The organism is Bacillus sp. 2205SS5-2 (assembly GCF_037024155.1).
GTDB lineage: Bacteria > Bacillota > Bacilli > Bacillales > Bacillaceae_K > Bacillus_CI.
Map to the genome: position 1 here is coordinate 18,943 of NZ_JAYKTS010000014.1, position 14,781 is coordinate 33,723.

A 14,781-nucleotide genomic window follows, 5' to 3' on the forward strand; every position below is an offset into this window, starting at 1 on the left:
AAAGGAGGGTTTAGAATGATAAGACCAATTGACCGGATTCTCGTAACTGGCTGTGCTGGGTTCATTGGTTTCCACTTTTCCAAACGGTTACTAGAGGAAGGAATCGCCGTTGTAGGGGTAGATAACATCAATGATTATTACGATCAAACCTTGAAATTTGATCGCTTGCGTCTCTTGAAAAAGGATTCGAATTTTCAATTCAAAAAAGGATCCATTGAAAATATCCCTTTTATGGATGGCGTATTTGCGGAAAGTGAATTTGACGCCGTCGTGCATTTGGCAGCACAAGCAGGGGTAAGATACAGCATAGAAAATCCCTACGCCTATGTCCAATCAAATGTTATGGGCTTTACGACGATGTTAGAATGCTGTAAAAACTACCGAATAAATCATCTACTCTATGCATCTTCCAGTTCTGTTTATGGAGCGAATAAGAAAATTCCTTTTTCTACACATGATCGAGTAGATCACCCCGTTAGTTTTTATGCCGCCACTAAAAAAGCCAATGAAGCCATGGCGTCGACTTATAGCCATATTTATCAGCTACCCACTACCGGACTAAGATTTTTTACTGTATATGGACCTATGGGAAGACCTGATATGGCTTACTATTCTTTTACGAATAAGATGATTAAGAATGAACCGATTGATCTTTATAATAATGGAAAGATGAAAAGAGACTTCACCTATATTGATGATGTAGTCGAGTCGATTTATCGTTTACTAATCAAAGGTCCATCAAATGATACACCTTATCAATTGTATAACATAGGGAACAACCACCCGATTGCACTTGAATATTTTGTCAAGCTCATTGAAGAAAATATTGGTTTAAAAGCGGAAAAGAACTATCTTCCGATGCAACCAGGGGATGTAGAAGAAACTTATGCTGATATTGATGAACTAAGCCAAGCGATTGGTTATCAACCGACTACTTCAATTGAGAAAGGAATCAAATCATTTATTAAGTGGTATAAAGAGTATTATAAACTTGAATAATTTGAACGGTTCGGTGAGGTGGAGGATTACACCTAACTCTCATTGGAATTTTGTCGATTAGTTACTCGTTTTAGTGGAAATGCAGTGTATGCTCAACAGGATTCCTATTCTTATTATTCGAGTTGTTTTCACATGGGTTGTGGCTGAACGAATCAGTCTGTATCTCACGTTTACGAAGGGTTTCGAGCATCTTTTCGTATCATTAAAGTATGATTATTGATAAAGATAGTTGAAACCATCTATTTTTTGTTTTAACAGCAACAAACTTTGCGAAAACAGCCTTACGAAGAAAAAGCGGTAAGAAGCTCTCCGTTATCAGTAACCTACATCATTCAATTCCACGGACAAATTAATAGGTACAAACCAAAATATTCTTCTCCTAAACAGATGCGTTCAGCACTTTTTCACTAAAAACACAGCCAAACCAACAAAAATATAGGGGGAGGATAAGAGGGTTAATTCCGGTAAACCATAAGTGGATAAAAGAGAAGAATACCCATTCTTTGAATATCCACCATCGGAATAATATGCTCCTCCAACCATATAAAGGCCGACAAGTGAATAACTAATCATAGACAATCCAACAAGCATTATTTCGATAAAGTTAAGTTTTTGCTTGCTAACTGTATGAATACATACTGGAGTATAGATAATTCCTAAGACTAACAGATAGATAAATAGAGATAACGGCTGATAGACACTCATAATCATACTTCCCAGCGAATCTTTATATTAGGCTGTTTTCGCAAAGAGTGTTGTTATTCGAACCAGTCTATAAATGGTGATATAGCTTAGTTTCGGGCATCATTTCGTCTATTTTTGATGGGAATCAACAGTGAAATGGGCGATTTAATTAGAAATCAGATGAAATTGCCACAATGTATACGAAAAGATCCTTATATTAACATAAAATCCCATAACCCTTTGTTTTATTATTTATTAACCACAACATTTTAGAAAACAGGCTAATAATATTATATCTATGGAATATTCATATAAATAAACGAAAATAATTACTCAAAACTTGCGATTTCATATGTGATTTTAATTACGAATACATAATAAAGAAGCAGTCCGTTTTAGACTGCTTTTTCTAATTTTGTAATCCAAAACTGAATCAATCACCATTTTATGGAGTTTTTTATTTCCTGTATGGTCAGTAAGCTAATATTGCAAGTGAAAGGGACATTATAGCACGTAAAAAGCGTATGGTTTTAAGTTTAGCTCATCATATGATTAAATGGAATATAACTTAAGGGAATAAAACTTGTTTAAATGATCAAGATATTTATGATTTACATTTATTTGTTTAATTTACAAATGCGTCGTCTATCTCCGTCGTCATTGGACAGTATATTTGTGAAGGAGTTTAGGCTAAATTAGTATGCTTCAGCGTAGGGACTTTGAGAAGACTTCAGTTATGAATTGCGACTTTAGTCATTGATATTGATGTCTAAACCCACCTGATTTAAGGGATGGTCGTTTAAGGTATGTATAACGAATGGAGGAAAATAGAATGAATAACAAAAAAGCAGATGAAAACACAAATGGAAATCATACCTCTTCTAATGTGGTCTTAGAAAAAGAGGCACAAGAATTTGCGGAGGCGACAAATACCCCACCTTACTTATTTGAAGTTGGCGTAGAAAAAGGGAGACAAACAGTCGATGAGGTTCAATCTGAACCAGTAGATAAAAAGCCAGTAGATATAGAAGATATTTCCGTCAGTGGGGGCCCTTCTGGTGAGGTATCTGTTCGAATAATAAAACCAAAAAATGCTCCAAAAGATCTGCCGGTTATATTATATACTCATGGAGCGGGGTGGGTTTTTGGAAACTCGCATACGCATGATCGTTTGATCCGGGAGTTAGCTGTTGGCTCAATGTCCGCGGTTGTCTTCACAAATTACAGCCTTTCACCTGAAGCGAAGTACCCAATTGCTATTGAAGAGGTTTATTCTGTATTGGAATGGATTTCTAAACAGGGACAGGAATTTGGAATGAACCCTAGTGAAATTACCGTCGCTGGAGATAGTGTAGGAGGAAATATGTCAGCTGCCATAACGCTTATGGCAAAAGAGCGACAAGGTCCGAAGATAGAAAAGCAGTTATTGTTCTACCCTGTAACAGATGCATCCATGAACACATATTCCTATCACCAGTTTAAAGAAGGATATTTCCTCAGACGAGATGGTATGCAGTGGTTTTGGGATCAATACACGACAAATGAGGATGAACGAAATAACATTACCGCATCTCCATTACGTGCGACCATAGAAGAGCTAAAAGACTTACCTAAAGCTTTGGTTATTACAGGTGAAGCAGATGTATTACGCGACGAGGGTGAAGCTTATGCAAACAAACTTCGTGAAGCGGGTGTAGAAGTAACGTCTGTTCGTTTCCAAGGAATAATTCATGATTTTGTGATGCTTGATGCCCTGGCCAATACCAATGCAGCAAAAGGCGCAATGCTTCTTGCTAATTCGTGGCTAAGCGAATAAAAAGAGATTATCCCTTTAACAACACCGTTTAAAATTTATTTTTGTTCCTTTTTAATGAAGGTTCAAGTAAACTCAATGTTTATAATGAGAAACATGGTAACCTAAACGTAGAGTACATTAATGTACTCTACGTTTAGGTTTTTTTCATCTTAAGACTTTACCTATTGTTTGCATAAGGGTATCATTCTGAGTAGTTATAGTGTTTATACGGGGTAAATATTAATATTCAGTGTGTCTCTAAATATAAATTCTGAGGTAGTAGAACCAATAGAATCATTTATTTTGGACTTGGATAATACGAGGAATGCTTCAACTACGATTATATCAGAGAAGCAGAGTGACGGTCCTTCTGCATCCAAAGCAAGAGAATCGAAATCCTACTTTCAAGAATGAGGAGAAAGAATGCAAAATAAATTTACAATCGGACAAATGTCGAAATTATATAATATACCAGTCAAAACACTTCGATATTATGATGAGATTGGGTTGTTCAAGCCCTTTGAAGTTGATCCGAATACAGGCTATCGTTATTATCATATTGAGCAATTTCAGATTCTCGACACGATAGGGTATTTAAAGACGATGGGTGTTCCATTAAAAGAGATAATAAAAAGGGTTGAGCATAGTACTGTCGAGGAATTTTTAGCGATTTTAAAAGAATATGAGAAAATCAATCAAGAGAAAATGGTCCAGCTGATTCGAGTGAACAGGCATTTGACCTCCAAAATAGCTGAATTGTCAAAAGCCCAAAAAACCACAAACATCGGTCAACCTTTCATAGAAGTCTGTGAAGAAAAGAAAATTATTGAAGTGAAAGGTCAATTTAAAGATCTAGTTGATGTAGAGCATGTTCTAAGAAAAGTAAAAAAGAAAATTAACCATGTATCACCAGTTATGATAGGCAAAGTAGGTAGAATACTTTCAATGAATCAATTAATGAGCGGTGAAATAGTTGAGTTTCAAGGTATTTTCATCTTATTGGAAGAAGATAACCACTATCATTTAGAAGACCATAAAATTTCTACATTTCCTAGTGGAATGTATGCAACACTTTATATTAGACATTCCAAAGTAGATAGTACAGAAAATTTTCAACAGCTCCTAAACTATGTTCATGAACAAGGCTACCAAACAGACGGCCCGTTTCTGTTTCGTAGAATCGTGGACCCCTTTATTTCACATCGGGAGGATGAACTTTTATCTCAAATTCAAATTCGAATATATTCGGAAAATAATGAACCACCAGCTTGAATGTTGGTGGCTTTATTATGCTCATTTCGTATAGAGTATGGCTATTTCAGCTGATTTTTGACTAAATCCTCTTTTCAAAGTTGTTTCCATCAAAAACAGACGAAATCATGCCCGAAACAAAGTTTTAGCCGAGCTGAAAAAATAGGGATAGCATCAAACTTTGCGAAAACAGCCTATTATTATGATTGCAAGTAAGAGAAGGTTGACTCTACAGTTACTGGAGGGTTTACGATTGATTTGTTTAGAAAAGGAAAGGAGAGAAAATAGTGATCTTAGAAGAAAGCTCTGTAAAAAGAGACGAACATACACGAAAGTATCTGGTAAGTTTTATTTTGATTTTAGGCGGTTTGAGCGCATTTGGTCCGCTTACGATAGATATGTATCTACCAGCACTTCCATTATTAGCGGAGGATTTAAACACGACGTCGTCTGTAGCACAGTTGAGTTTAACGGCCTGTTTAGTTGGATTAGCGGTGGGACAGGTGTTATTGGGACCCTACAGTGATATTCATGGTAGAAAAAAACCGTTAATTCTATCCTTAATGGTATATTCACTTGCTTCGATTCTTTGTGTGTTTACGACATCCATTACTTTATTTATTCTTTTACGGTTTATACAAGGTTTTGCCGGATCAGCTGGAATGGTTATTTCTCGTGCGAGTCTTCGTGATTTATTCTCTGGTGCGAAGCTTACTAAATTCTTTTCTCTGTTGATGTTAGTCAATGGGCTGGCTCCGATACTTGCTCCTGTAGTTGGAGGCCAGATACTACAATTTATGTCTTGGAGAGGTGTTTTTGCTGTTTTAGCCGCAATTGGCTTGGTTATGCTCGTTAGTGTTTTCTTTGGTTTACGAGAATCCTTAGCAAGTGATCGCCGAAAAACGGGAGGAGTTAAAGAAGTAATAGCAACATATAGGCTGTTATTAAGAGACCGGGTATTTGTAGGCTATGTGTTAACGCAAGGGTTCGTTATGGCTGCAATGTTCGCTTACATCTCAGGATCAACATTTGTTCTGCAAGAAACTTATGGACTAACCCCTCAGATGTTTAGCTTTGTTTTTGCACTAAATGGAGTAGGCATTATTCTAGCTACTCAAACGACGGGGAAATTGGCTTCTTATTTTCGGCTTGAAACCTTATTGGTTACTGGATTAAGTCTCGCGGGAACAAGCAGTGTATTGCTCGTTCTATGTAGTGTTTTACAAGCACCTATTTTCTATATTTGTGCTTTGTTATTCTTCGTGGTCGCAAGTGTAGGGATCGTCAATACGTCGTTGTTTTCTTTAGCGATGGAAAATCAAGCGGAGCATGCAGGAACCGCGTCTGCTTTATTAGGGCTGCTTCCATTTTTCTTAGGCGCATTGGTCGCTCCCCTTGTTGGATTAGGTAATGAAGCCATTTCTATGAGTGTAGTGATTGCCATATGTGAAGGAATTGCGATTGGGTCTTATATTCGGTTAGTAAAGACCGCATAAGAAGAGTGAGAAAGAGGGACAGGTACCAAGTCCCACCCAATTTTTACAACAGCTAGAAAGTCAAAACAATAGAATCTATGAATCAAGGGGAAGGTACTCCAGATTCAGTTCCGAGAGACAAGGGTGGTAACCTTCGTAAGCGTCAAACTATGCCCACATGGTTTGACGCTTATTTTACGACGTCACTCACAATCCAGAGTATTATGAATTATTAATGTATTGTGCGAAAGAGGGTCTGACACGTAAATAGGTTACTTTCTTACATATCCATTCCTGAATTTAAGAGTTTGCATTTATATAAGCTAGTGTCTCATTTTTTCATAGAGGTTAAATGAATCCCCGTCCTTCAGCAGCCTATGTTCATAGTGGAAAATCAACTTGATTTTTTGCAGGGGTTAGTTACTGGGATGTCGAATTCAAATAGGACTAGGAAATGGTAGTGGTATCGATTGCATTTTGTTCATTGCAGGATTGGTCGGGTTGCTGGAATGGGGGTAGGATAGTGTATTTAAGTGCGAATGTGTAGTGAACATAAATACCCCAGGGGATCCGCACCTGAAATCACCCTTATGTTACATGGTTTTTTAGGTTTTGATATTTTTTTGTAACTTTGTTGTGATATTAGATGGTTATTTCTGGCATGGAACTTGTTTTTTTGCCTTCTTGGGCTGTCTTACATAGGTACGTGGAGTGTGACGTATGGTTCTGTGAGAGGCTCAGGGTGAAATTTTTTCTTGCGCTAGAAACATTAGGACTTTTAGATCTTTGGGAAAGGCTCTTCTCGCATACTTTGTTGCTGTAGCATACAAAAAAGGATGGAAACACTCTTTTCTTTCCTCAATTCGGGTTAAAAATGATGCGAAAAGATGCCCGAAGTCATTCTTCATCACGAACTGAGGTTTAATTCGAAAAGCCACAATCTATGCGAACACAGCCTTGAGAAAACAAGACCCACCTTAGCCAATTCCATCTTGCATACCGGAAGAACCGTTCCCTTGGACACCTACACAATTTCAGAAATAATGTTTTCACTAATTTTTCTATTCCGTCTTACTAATCCTAACTTAGAAAAGCCAATCGCCAGAAAGGCAAACAGTAGATAAAATGCCGCCATCCCAGTCCCACCAATAATTTCTCCAACAATAATTCCTAGAGCCCCAAACAGCTTACCAATTTGGATTACGAGTCCGTTAAAAGCTAAATACGAGCCGCGGCGAGAGTCATCGATGATGTCTGCTAAGATGGTTTGCCGAGTTGGAACGTATAACAATTCGCCTATTGTGAGAACAATGACGGCAAGAAACAGTGTAAGCAGATGATTGGAAAAAGCGAGTACAGCATAACCTGAACCGAACAAAAGGAAACCAGTAAAGAGAATCAGCTGCTCTTTGCCTAATTGCGTACTGATCCATTTTGCCACTATCGCTGTACATAGGACAATGATAAAAGTGTTTTCTACAGTAAGTAGAGTGATCAGCTTGACGCCATCAAGGCTGAACGCTAGATAATCGGATAGAGCAAAGGTTTGTGGAATAAACTCCTTATTTAAGCGAACGGCGATAAAGTTAACCCGTTGAAATTCAAGCGCGATAATCGCTATTCCTCCTAGTGTAAACAAAACGAATGGCCAATCAGAGCTCACTGCTCGATAGCTTTTGAGAAAAGGGGTCAAGCGAAATTTGGCTCTCTCTCCATCTACTCGCACTACCTCATGTGTTTCTTCAATATAGGTGAGGGTAATCCATACAGTCACGATTGAAAGAATTAGTAAGGCCAACAACAATTCAAAAAGATTCGTTTGAAAAAACCAACCGCCAATCATGAGTCCCAACATTAATGAAAAATTTCGTACCCAGTAGCTAATGGAGTACATAAATGCACGTGTTTCTTTTGTACTGACGTCAATCAACATCGCCTCTGATGCAGGATAAATGAGACCGGTTGCGATTCCAATGATTATAAGCATCAAAAACGTCAGCCATGGAGAGGTGATCCAGGGGGAATTCACAATCAAAATACCAATGAACGCGGCTACCGTCATCCATTCCCCAATGACCATCATTCGTTTGCGACCGATTGTATCCGCTGCATAACCACCATAAAAACTCGCAATAAATTCAAAGCCAATTTGGATCATTAACAGGATGCCTGCCACGTACGCATTGATAGCGGTGGTGAAATAAATCGGTATGAATGGCAAAATCATGGAACTTGCTAAACGACTTAGAAAGGTTGTTAAAATACGTATTTTTATATTTGAATGTAATTGATTAAACATGTATCATTCCTCCTTTAATCTCATTATGCTTTGTTCAATAAGGGGTAAAAAGGGTATAATATTCTCAAAAGCAACCCCTTTTAGAACGAATGGAGGGTACCACATGAGTTTAGACTTATCCTATTTTCAATTACGAGCCAATTTGTATCCTCGAGAAGAAAAACAAGCCGTCAAATTTAAGCTCAGTGAGCTAGAGCCCATCTGGTTTTGTAACCGCAAAAACGTGAAAATTAAACTTCGTAAGCTTGAAGGCGAGCGGAAGTTTATTTATGAACCGGGGAGGGGCAGAGGCCATCTTTCCAAGCTGAACTTTTTCTCTTCGTTTCAGAAAGATGTGGAAGAGTTTGTTCAGTTATGCCTGAAGCAGGAACGGTTAGAGGACATCGTCCAATTGATGCAGTTGCCCCTACCTCTATCATGGATCGCCAAGGTTTCTATTGAAGTTCAGAAACTATTCGGTTTTCAATCGATCAATCAAGAAAAAGACATTCTGAGGACGATGGTACCAAGGAAGGTGACGACTCTTGATCCACTCTATTCTTCTATTAATTTTGATAATTATTTAATTCAACAGCTAGGAGATACGCTCGTAAGATACGATCCGAGAATGGAATCAATTCTTCCTCATCTTGCATTTCATTGGAAAGAGGAAGAGAATTCGACCAAATGGACCTTTTATTTGCGAAAAGGCGTTTATTTTCACCACCAGCGGACGCTCACAAGTGAAGATGTAAAATACACCTTCGAACGATTTCAGCAAGCTGATTCTCATCTTGATTGGCTTGTTGAAAATATTCTAAGTATCGAATGTGTTTCTCCCTATATCCTTTTGATTAAGCTAGAGAAGCCGAATCCTTTCTTTCTACGTTATATGAGCTCTGCAAATCTATCCATTTTGCCAAAAGATGAGCCCGTAGAGGACAACAAATGGATTGGAACTGGTCCATTTCAATTGAAAAAATGTACCGATAGAATCGTGGTACTCGAGGCGTTTGATCACTATTTTTTAGAGCGACCATTCTTAGATGAAATTGAATTCTACCTAGTTCCTAGTGAAACGCCGGATGCCATGAATTATTTAATTAAGGGCAAGGAAGAGCCTAATTCGGTTTTACAAAAAGAAGACGTCATATCAGGCTTCCGCTTTATTGCGTTCAATTTTCAGCGGCAGTCAATCGTGCACAAATATTTGTTCCGAACTGCACTGTATCATGTGTTAGATGTGCAGAAAATGAAGGAAGACCTAGGGCGGGAGGACATTTTGGAAGCATCGAGCTTTTTTCCTTATAAATCAAAGCCTCAGCGAAAAGAGCGACAGTTGATACCAAAGTTATTAGCGAATGCAGGTTATCAAGGGGAAATGCTAACGTTCTATGCAGCTAATTTTTCACACTTAAAAGACAAAGTGGAGTGGTTTGTAAAGGAAGCGAGTGAATTTGGCATTCACCTTAAGCTTGTTTATTTTGATATGAGTGAGTATTATTCCAAAGCCATTGATGAGAACGCGGATTTATTAATGATGGGGGAAGTATCTTCTGTTGACCCGCATTTATCATTTTTAGACGCATTTTATAATAAAGCACTCATTTTTCGAAGGTTTTTCCTAGAAAAGGATTTACAGTATATTGAAGAGTGCTTAAACCAATTTAAATATGAATCGGATCGAGATAAGCGGGAGGCTTGGATTGAGAAAGTAGAACATTACCTTCGCGAGAATTACTTGATTTTATTTCAACAGCATCAAATCAAACAACGTAGTTTTCACGAGAAAATTCAAGATGTCCGGTTTGATTCGTATGGCTATGATGATTTTCGGAATTCATGGATCGATTGACATCACGATTCCCCTGGTTCTTTATTTGTGATGTGGAAATATGAAGATAGATAGCCTGTCCTACTAACTAATTAAAAAAGATTTCATATAAGTAATATTTTTGGAGACTCTTTTAAGATTGGTCCTAATAGGTGCGTATTTCAGTAATAACAAAATCGCTTAAAAAATGATGGAGTAATCACCTCCAAAACGAAACCATCTGTTTAGCCAGAGAGTTAGTGGAAATAAAAAAGAGCAAAACGAGAGTATTGAAGATTAATAATGGTAAGCGATGTATATGATAGCATACCGGAAGTACCGTCCCCATGGACACCCCGTTTCTTTTATTTGTTATTGACATTGAAAATCATTATCATTTATAGTTAGAATAAGTGATAATGATTTTCAATTAATAGGGATAGGAGTGTTTACCTTGTCTACGCTTCAAAAAGCAATTAGAGAACGAAGAACAATCCGGAAATTCACCAACGAGAATATTGAAACCGAAGAGGTATTACAATTATTAGAAGATGCAGTGTACGCTCCAAACCATCAGCTTCGCGAGCCATGGTCGTTTATTTTAATTCGTGACGATGCAAAACCACACTTTATGAATGAGATCAAAAATAGTTACGAACGTTTAGAGGTATTCCGAGATTATTCTCAAGAAGTGATTGATAAAAAACAACAGCAGCTCAAGCAGTTTATCGAAACATGTCCCGTACACTTGATTGTCATGATGAAACAGGATTCATCTCAAAAGGTTTGGGAAGAAGATTTTGCTGCTACTTGTGCGCTCATTCAAAACTTACAATTACTAGGGTGGAGTAATGAAATGGGCATGGTATGGAAAACGAACCCTTATATATATGATCCAGCTTTTTCTGCTGCAATGAATATCCCCCAGAATCAAAAGATAGTAGGCGTCATACATATAGGTAAACCCGCCCACATCCCAAAAGAAAAAGTCCGAAAATCTCCTCGACACGTGATGGAAATCCGAAGTGAATAAAAACAACCGCTAGCATGATGGCTAACGGTTGAATCGGAGAGTGAGACATGTTTTTCAGTACCGAATACACGCTCACTGCCACCTAGCAAGGAAAAAACTAGAAGGAAAGCCGAGTGAATTTCCGTAGACCTTCAATCACAATTTCCAGATTTTCGGTCAATCCAAAATTTAACCTAGCCAATCCAAGGTAAATATGGGAATTTTCGATTCGCACGTGAATGAAGCATCTCTCAGCCATGCAAAGAATAAAGGACGGTAAGAATAAGAATATTCTTACCGTCCTTTTTTATTAATACCCTCCGTATCCTCCAACAAATGCTGCTCCTACAATAATGAGTAGGATAAACAATACAACTATAAGCGCGAATCCGCCTCCACCACCATGATGATCAGACATAATAACACCTCCATTTCATTCATTAATATACAATATGAAGAAATCTTCATTCTGCTTGTGCTATTTATTCAAGAAAGCACTTTTCACCGTTTATCTAAAATAGGAAACGCACTAATGATACTACTGCTTCGGAAGCAAGAGATTTGTCATAGGCTTTCATAAAATTCAAGAGGACAACTCAGTGTTGAAGATTGCATTCTAACTTGTCTAAAGCAAAAGGATAATTTGTATAACAATAATAACAATGGTGAAATCAATATATTTTTATTGTAATTCAATAAAAAATGTGATAAATTCATAAAAGGTTAGGTTCTGATGAACTTAGCTACTCAAACAAGATTTAGGTGATTCATAGCTAAATGGGGGATGACTTAAAAATAGAGTTTACAACGGGGGATTAAGGAGTTCTTAGTTCCAGGGTAGGGTAAAATAATGAGATGAGGAATTATTGAGATATACCCTGAATTACTTCGTATGATCCTAAGCATAAATACATAACTCACAATCTATTTAGCTACAATGCTAAGTAGGACTTACATATATTCAGAATAAAACTTTGGAGGAACATGTAATGAAAGCACTTAAACAACTCGTTCATTTTGGGTGGGAGCAAGCCTTGTCATGTTTGTTTCCGGTCGTTATTTTTGCGTCATTGGCGATAACACAAATTATTCCACTACCCTTTCTACCGAGGTATGATTGGCTCCTCATTATCTGCCTGCTGATGCAGTGGTGGATGGTCCATTCTGGGCTTGAAACACGGGACGAATTAAAGGTAATCACATTATTCCACCTAATTGGACTTGCTCTTGAAATTTTTAAGGTACATATGGGTTCCTGGTCTTATCCAGGGGAAGGGTATTTCAAAATTTTTGGAGTCCCCTTATATAGTGGATTCATGTACGCAAGTGTAGCGAGTTATCTTTGCCAAGCGTGGAGGAGATTTGAAGTTGATTTGATTAAATGGCCACCGTTTTTGGTTGTTGTCCCTCTTGCAGCTTCGATATATTTGAATTTTTTCACCCACCATTTTTGGATTGATGTTCGTTGGTGGTTATCGGGACTTGTCATTATTGTTTTTTGGCAATCATGGGTCACGTACGTTGTTAATGGAGATCGTTATCGTATGCCACTTGCACTTTCATTTGTGCTAATCGGCTTTTTTATCTGGATAGCAGAAAATATCGCAACATATTTTGGAGCTTGGGAATATCCAAACCAAGCAGATGCATGGAGTTTAGTTCATCTAGGAAAAGTAAGTTCATGGCTCTTATTAGTGATTGTTAGTTTTCTTATCGTAGCGACTCTTAAGCAAATAAAAGAACCTGACCCAGAGCCAATTAAAGCTTTGCCATAACGCAAGACGGATTAATATCAATCTATCTTTTCCAAAGGTAAAAATAATGATCGATTCTTTCAAAATATTAATGTTTACTGTACTGAAAAAGTTGCTAGAAGGAGGACATACGGAGAAATCCATCCGTTTGTTCTAGAAAATTTACCCGTCTAATTGGATGGTCTCGCAATGTATCTCTTTAAAAAGGGAAAGTAGAAATCTGCTCTCCTGTCTGTTTTCTATGAATTTTATCCAATAACTAAACATGCTAAAGGTCAGCACGATTTACAGGAGAAAGAAGGGGATCTTAAAGGTAACAGTGGCTAAACTTTAAGATTCCCTATATAGGTTAATAACTTTAATTCTAGTTATATTAATGTCGAGCAACAGTATGCCTATATACTAAATTTCAATCCATTTGCTGGCTTAAGTTACAAATCTCTGATAATCACAAAAAAGACAATTCAACTACCTTTCTGGAAAGGCGTGAGCATAGAGTACGAATTTTATTAGCTTACTAACCTGCTATCTTCAATGACCTTCTTATACGCTTTTGTTTCAGCATAGATCTCATCCTTTAGTGGATGGAGCTTATTTTTACGAATTCGATTAAACTGATAAGCCACTAGTACAATATTTGCTAGTAAAGATAATAAGCTGACCACAAAAAATGCAGTTGGATTATGTGTAGTAGGCACTGGAGCTAAGCGATCGGCAAATGAAGGGACGGTCATGATAAACATAATCCACAAAGCTAGGGTATGAGCTCGGTGTTGCAACCATGCCCCTTTTTTTATGAAAAAGGCAGGGATGGTACAAGCAAGCAATAACGCTAATCCACTATAAAATGAATGGTCTGATATCGCATTATAAGTATAAGCAAAATTCCACAAATCATAAGCAATAATCCAACCCCAGAACATATCAGGCCAAATCATATCTTTCGTTTTGTCTCTTGAAATATAGATTCCAACCCAACCACAAATGACGATGATATTTAGTAATCCAGCTATTCCATTCATAATATTCCATGGCCCAGACATTACCCAAAGGTGGTCAATATATGTCCCCTCCCACGCGCCATACATAAAAATTTGGAAATCACGAATAAAGGCTTCAAGAATATTTAGTGCTAATATACCAGGTGGAAACCATAGTACCCACTTCTTTTTCAATAGAGAAGGATAATAACGAATGGCCATAAAACCAAGAGCACCTGCAAGAGCTGAATAGGTCTTTACCCAATTAAACCAAGTACCCGTACCATATTCATTCCCAGGTGCGGCAGTTGTTGGCCAAACAAATATAGTTAGGACAATCGGAATAATAAGAAAAAGTAGAATTCCCCCCCATTTTGTCGTACGACTAAATTCATTAAACGCAATTAAACCTAAAAGAACAAAAAACCAGATTCCCCATCCAATTAAATCGGTTGATTCATAGAGCAAACCCATAACCATTGACCTCCTTAAAAGTTTAAATCGAATTTCGTATCATAAGATCTCTAGTTGTTAGCAATCAATTATGAAAAAAATAGTATTGTAAACGCTTTCATACCTATTATACCGAAATAATAGTTTAGATCTGTTTAAAATGGCAATTGTTCATAAATTATCCATATGTCAAAAGGGATGGTTCTTCTGACCTAGAAAGGAATATGATCAGTATGGAAATCTATCTTCGTAATAGTAGGCATACCTTCACGAGAGAGAATGGGGAG

At 37.5% G+C, this 14,781-nt stretch carries 11 protein-coding genes; 7 read left to right on the plus strand and 4 right to left on the minus strand.

Annotation, left to right across the window (positions count from 1 at the left end; all coding sequences use genetic code 11):
• Window positions 1–15 precede the first annotated feature (15 nt).
• Window positions 16–999, plus strand: a complete 984-nt coding sequence (locus U8D43_RS10955) for an NAD-dependent epimerase (protein ID WP_335871219.1) — start codon at window positions 16–18, stop codon at window positions 997–999.
• A 393-nt stretch (window positions 1,000–1,392) separates the two neighbouring features.
• Here the strand turns inward: U8D43_RS10955 and U8D43_RS10960 are convergent, their stop codons facing one another.
• Window positions 1,393–1,704: a hypothetical protein gene (locus U8D43_RS10960; protein WP_335871220.1), complete on the minus strand. Its 312-nt coding sequence runs from the start codon at window positions 1,702–1,704 to the stop codon at window positions 1,393–1,395.
• Window positions 1,705–2,515: 811 nt separating this feature from the next.
• Between U8D43_RS10960 and U8D43_RS10965 the strand changes: the two genes are divergently transcribed.
• The 3 genes from U8D43_RS10965 to U8D43_RS10975 all read left to right on the plus strand — a co-directional run bounded on the left by U8D43_RS10965 (window position 2,516) and on the right by U8D43_RS10975 (window position 6,225).
• Window positions 2,516–3,499 carry an alpha/beta hydrolase gene (locus tag U8D43_RS10965; protein ID WP_335871221.1) on the plus strand — a complete coding sequence of 328 codons (984 nt, stop codon included), beginning with the start codon at window positions 2,516–2,518 and terminating at the stop codon, window positions 3,497–3,499.
• Between the two features lie 402 nt (window positions 3,500–3,901).
• Window positions 3,902–4,750: a MerR family transcriptional regulator gene (locus U8D43_RS10970; protein ID WP_335871222.1), complete on the plus strand. Its 849-nt coding sequence runs from the start codon at window positions 3,902–3,904 to the stop codon at window positions 4,748–4,750.
• A gap of 269 nt (window positions 4,751–5,019) precedes the next feature.
• A complete protein-coding gene (locus tag U8D43_RS10975) occupies window positions 5,020–6,225 on the plus strand; it encodes a multidrug effflux MFS transporter (protein ID WP_503627369.1) in 1,206 nt (401 codons plus the stop codon).
• 1,003 nt (window positions 6,226–7,228) lie between these two features.
• Here the strand turns inward: U8D43_RS10975 and U8D43_RS10980 are convergent.
• Window positions 7,229–8,503 (minus strand): MFS transporter, encoded by a 1,275-nt coding sequence (locus U8D43_RS10980; protein WP_335871223.1) that lies wholly within the window; start codon window positions 8,501–8,503, stop codon window positions 7,229–7,231.
• A 103-nt stretch (window positions 8,504–8,606) separates the two neighbouring features.
• Here U8D43_RS10980 and U8D43_RS10985 point away from each other — a divergent pair, with 103 nt between their 5' ends.
• Window positions 8,607–10,337: an ABC transporter substrate-binding protein gene (locus U8D43_RS10985; protein ID WP_335871224.1), complete on the plus strand. Its 1,731-nt coding sequence runs from the start codon at window positions 8,607–8,609 to the stop codon at window positions 10,335–10,337.
• 412 nt (window positions 10,338–10,749) lie between these two features.
• Entirely contained in the window at window positions 10,750–11,328 is a 579-nt protein-coding gene (locus U8D43_RS10990) for a nitroreductase family protein (protein ID WP_335871225.1), read from the plus strand.
• Between the two features lie 289 nt (window positions 11,329–11,617).
• Here U8D43_RS10990 and U8D43_RS10995 read toward each other — a convergent pair whose 3' ends face one another.
• Window positions 11,618–11,725 (minus strand): YjcZ family sporulation protein, encoded by a 108-nt coding sequence (locus U8D43_RS10995; protein ID WP_335871226.1) that lies wholly within the window; start codon window positions 11,723–11,725, stop codon window positions 11,618–11,620.
• Between the two features lie 571 nt (window positions 11,726–12,296).
• On the opposite strand from U8D43_RS10995, the gene U8D43_RS11000 reads away from it, so the two are divergent.
• Entirely contained in the window at window positions 12,297–13,082 is a 786-nt protein-coding gene (locus U8D43_RS11000) for a DUF817 domain-containing protein (RefSeq protein ID WP_335871227.1), read from the plus strand.
• 488 nt (window positions 13,083–13,570) lie between these two features.
• On the opposite strand, the gene U8D43_RS11005 is transcribed toward U8D43_RS11000, so the two are convergent.
• Window positions 13,571–14,515 (minus strand): DUF5692 family protein, encoded by a 945-nt coding sequence (locus U8D43_RS11005; RefSeq protein ID WP_335871228.1) that lies wholly within the window; start codon window positions 14,513–14,515, stop codon window positions 13,571–13,573.
• Between the last annotated feature and the right edge of the window lie 266 nt (window positions 14,516–14,781).

What these genes read in the sequence shown, in the direction of transcription:
- U8D43_RS10955 (WP_335871219.1), top strand. Translation starts at nt 16, where the DNA reads ATGATAAGACCAATTGACCGGATTCTCGTAACTGGCTGTGCTGGGTTC.
- U8D43_RS10960 (WP_335871220.1), bottom strand. Translation starts at nt 1,704, where the DNA reads ATGAGTGTCTATCAGCCGTTATCTCTATTTATCTATCTGTTAGTCTTA.
- U8D43_RS10965 (WP_335871221.1), top strand. Translation starts at nt 2,516, where the DNA reads ATGAATAACAAAAAAGCAGATGAAAACACAAATGGAAATCATACCTCT.
- U8D43_RS10970 (WP_335871222.1), top strand. Translation starts at nt 3,902, where the DNA reads ATGCAAAATAAATTTACAATCGGACAAATGTCGAAATTATATAATATA.
- U8D43_RS10980 (WP_335871223.1), bottom strand. Translation starts at nt 8,503, where the DNA reads ATGTTTAATCAATTACATTCAAATATAAAAATACGTATTTTAACAACC.
- U8D43_RS10985 (WP_335871224.1), top strand. Translation starts at nt 8,607, where the DNA reads ATGAGTTTAGACTTATCCTATTTTCAATTACGAGCCAATTTGTATCCT.
- U8D43_RS10995 (WP_335871226.1), bottom strand. Translation starts at nt 11,725, where the DNA reads ATGTCTGATCATCATGGTGGTGGAGGCGGATTCGCGCTTATAGTTGTA.
- U8D43_RS11000 (WP_335871227.1), top strand. Translation starts at nt 12,297, where the DNA reads ATGAAAGCACTTAAACAACTCGTTCATTTTGGGTGGGAGCAAGCCTTG.
- U8D43_RS11005 (WP_335871228.1), bottom strand. Translation starts at nt 14,515, where the DNA reads ATGGGTTTGCTCTATGAATCAACCGATTTAATTGGATGGGGAATCTGG.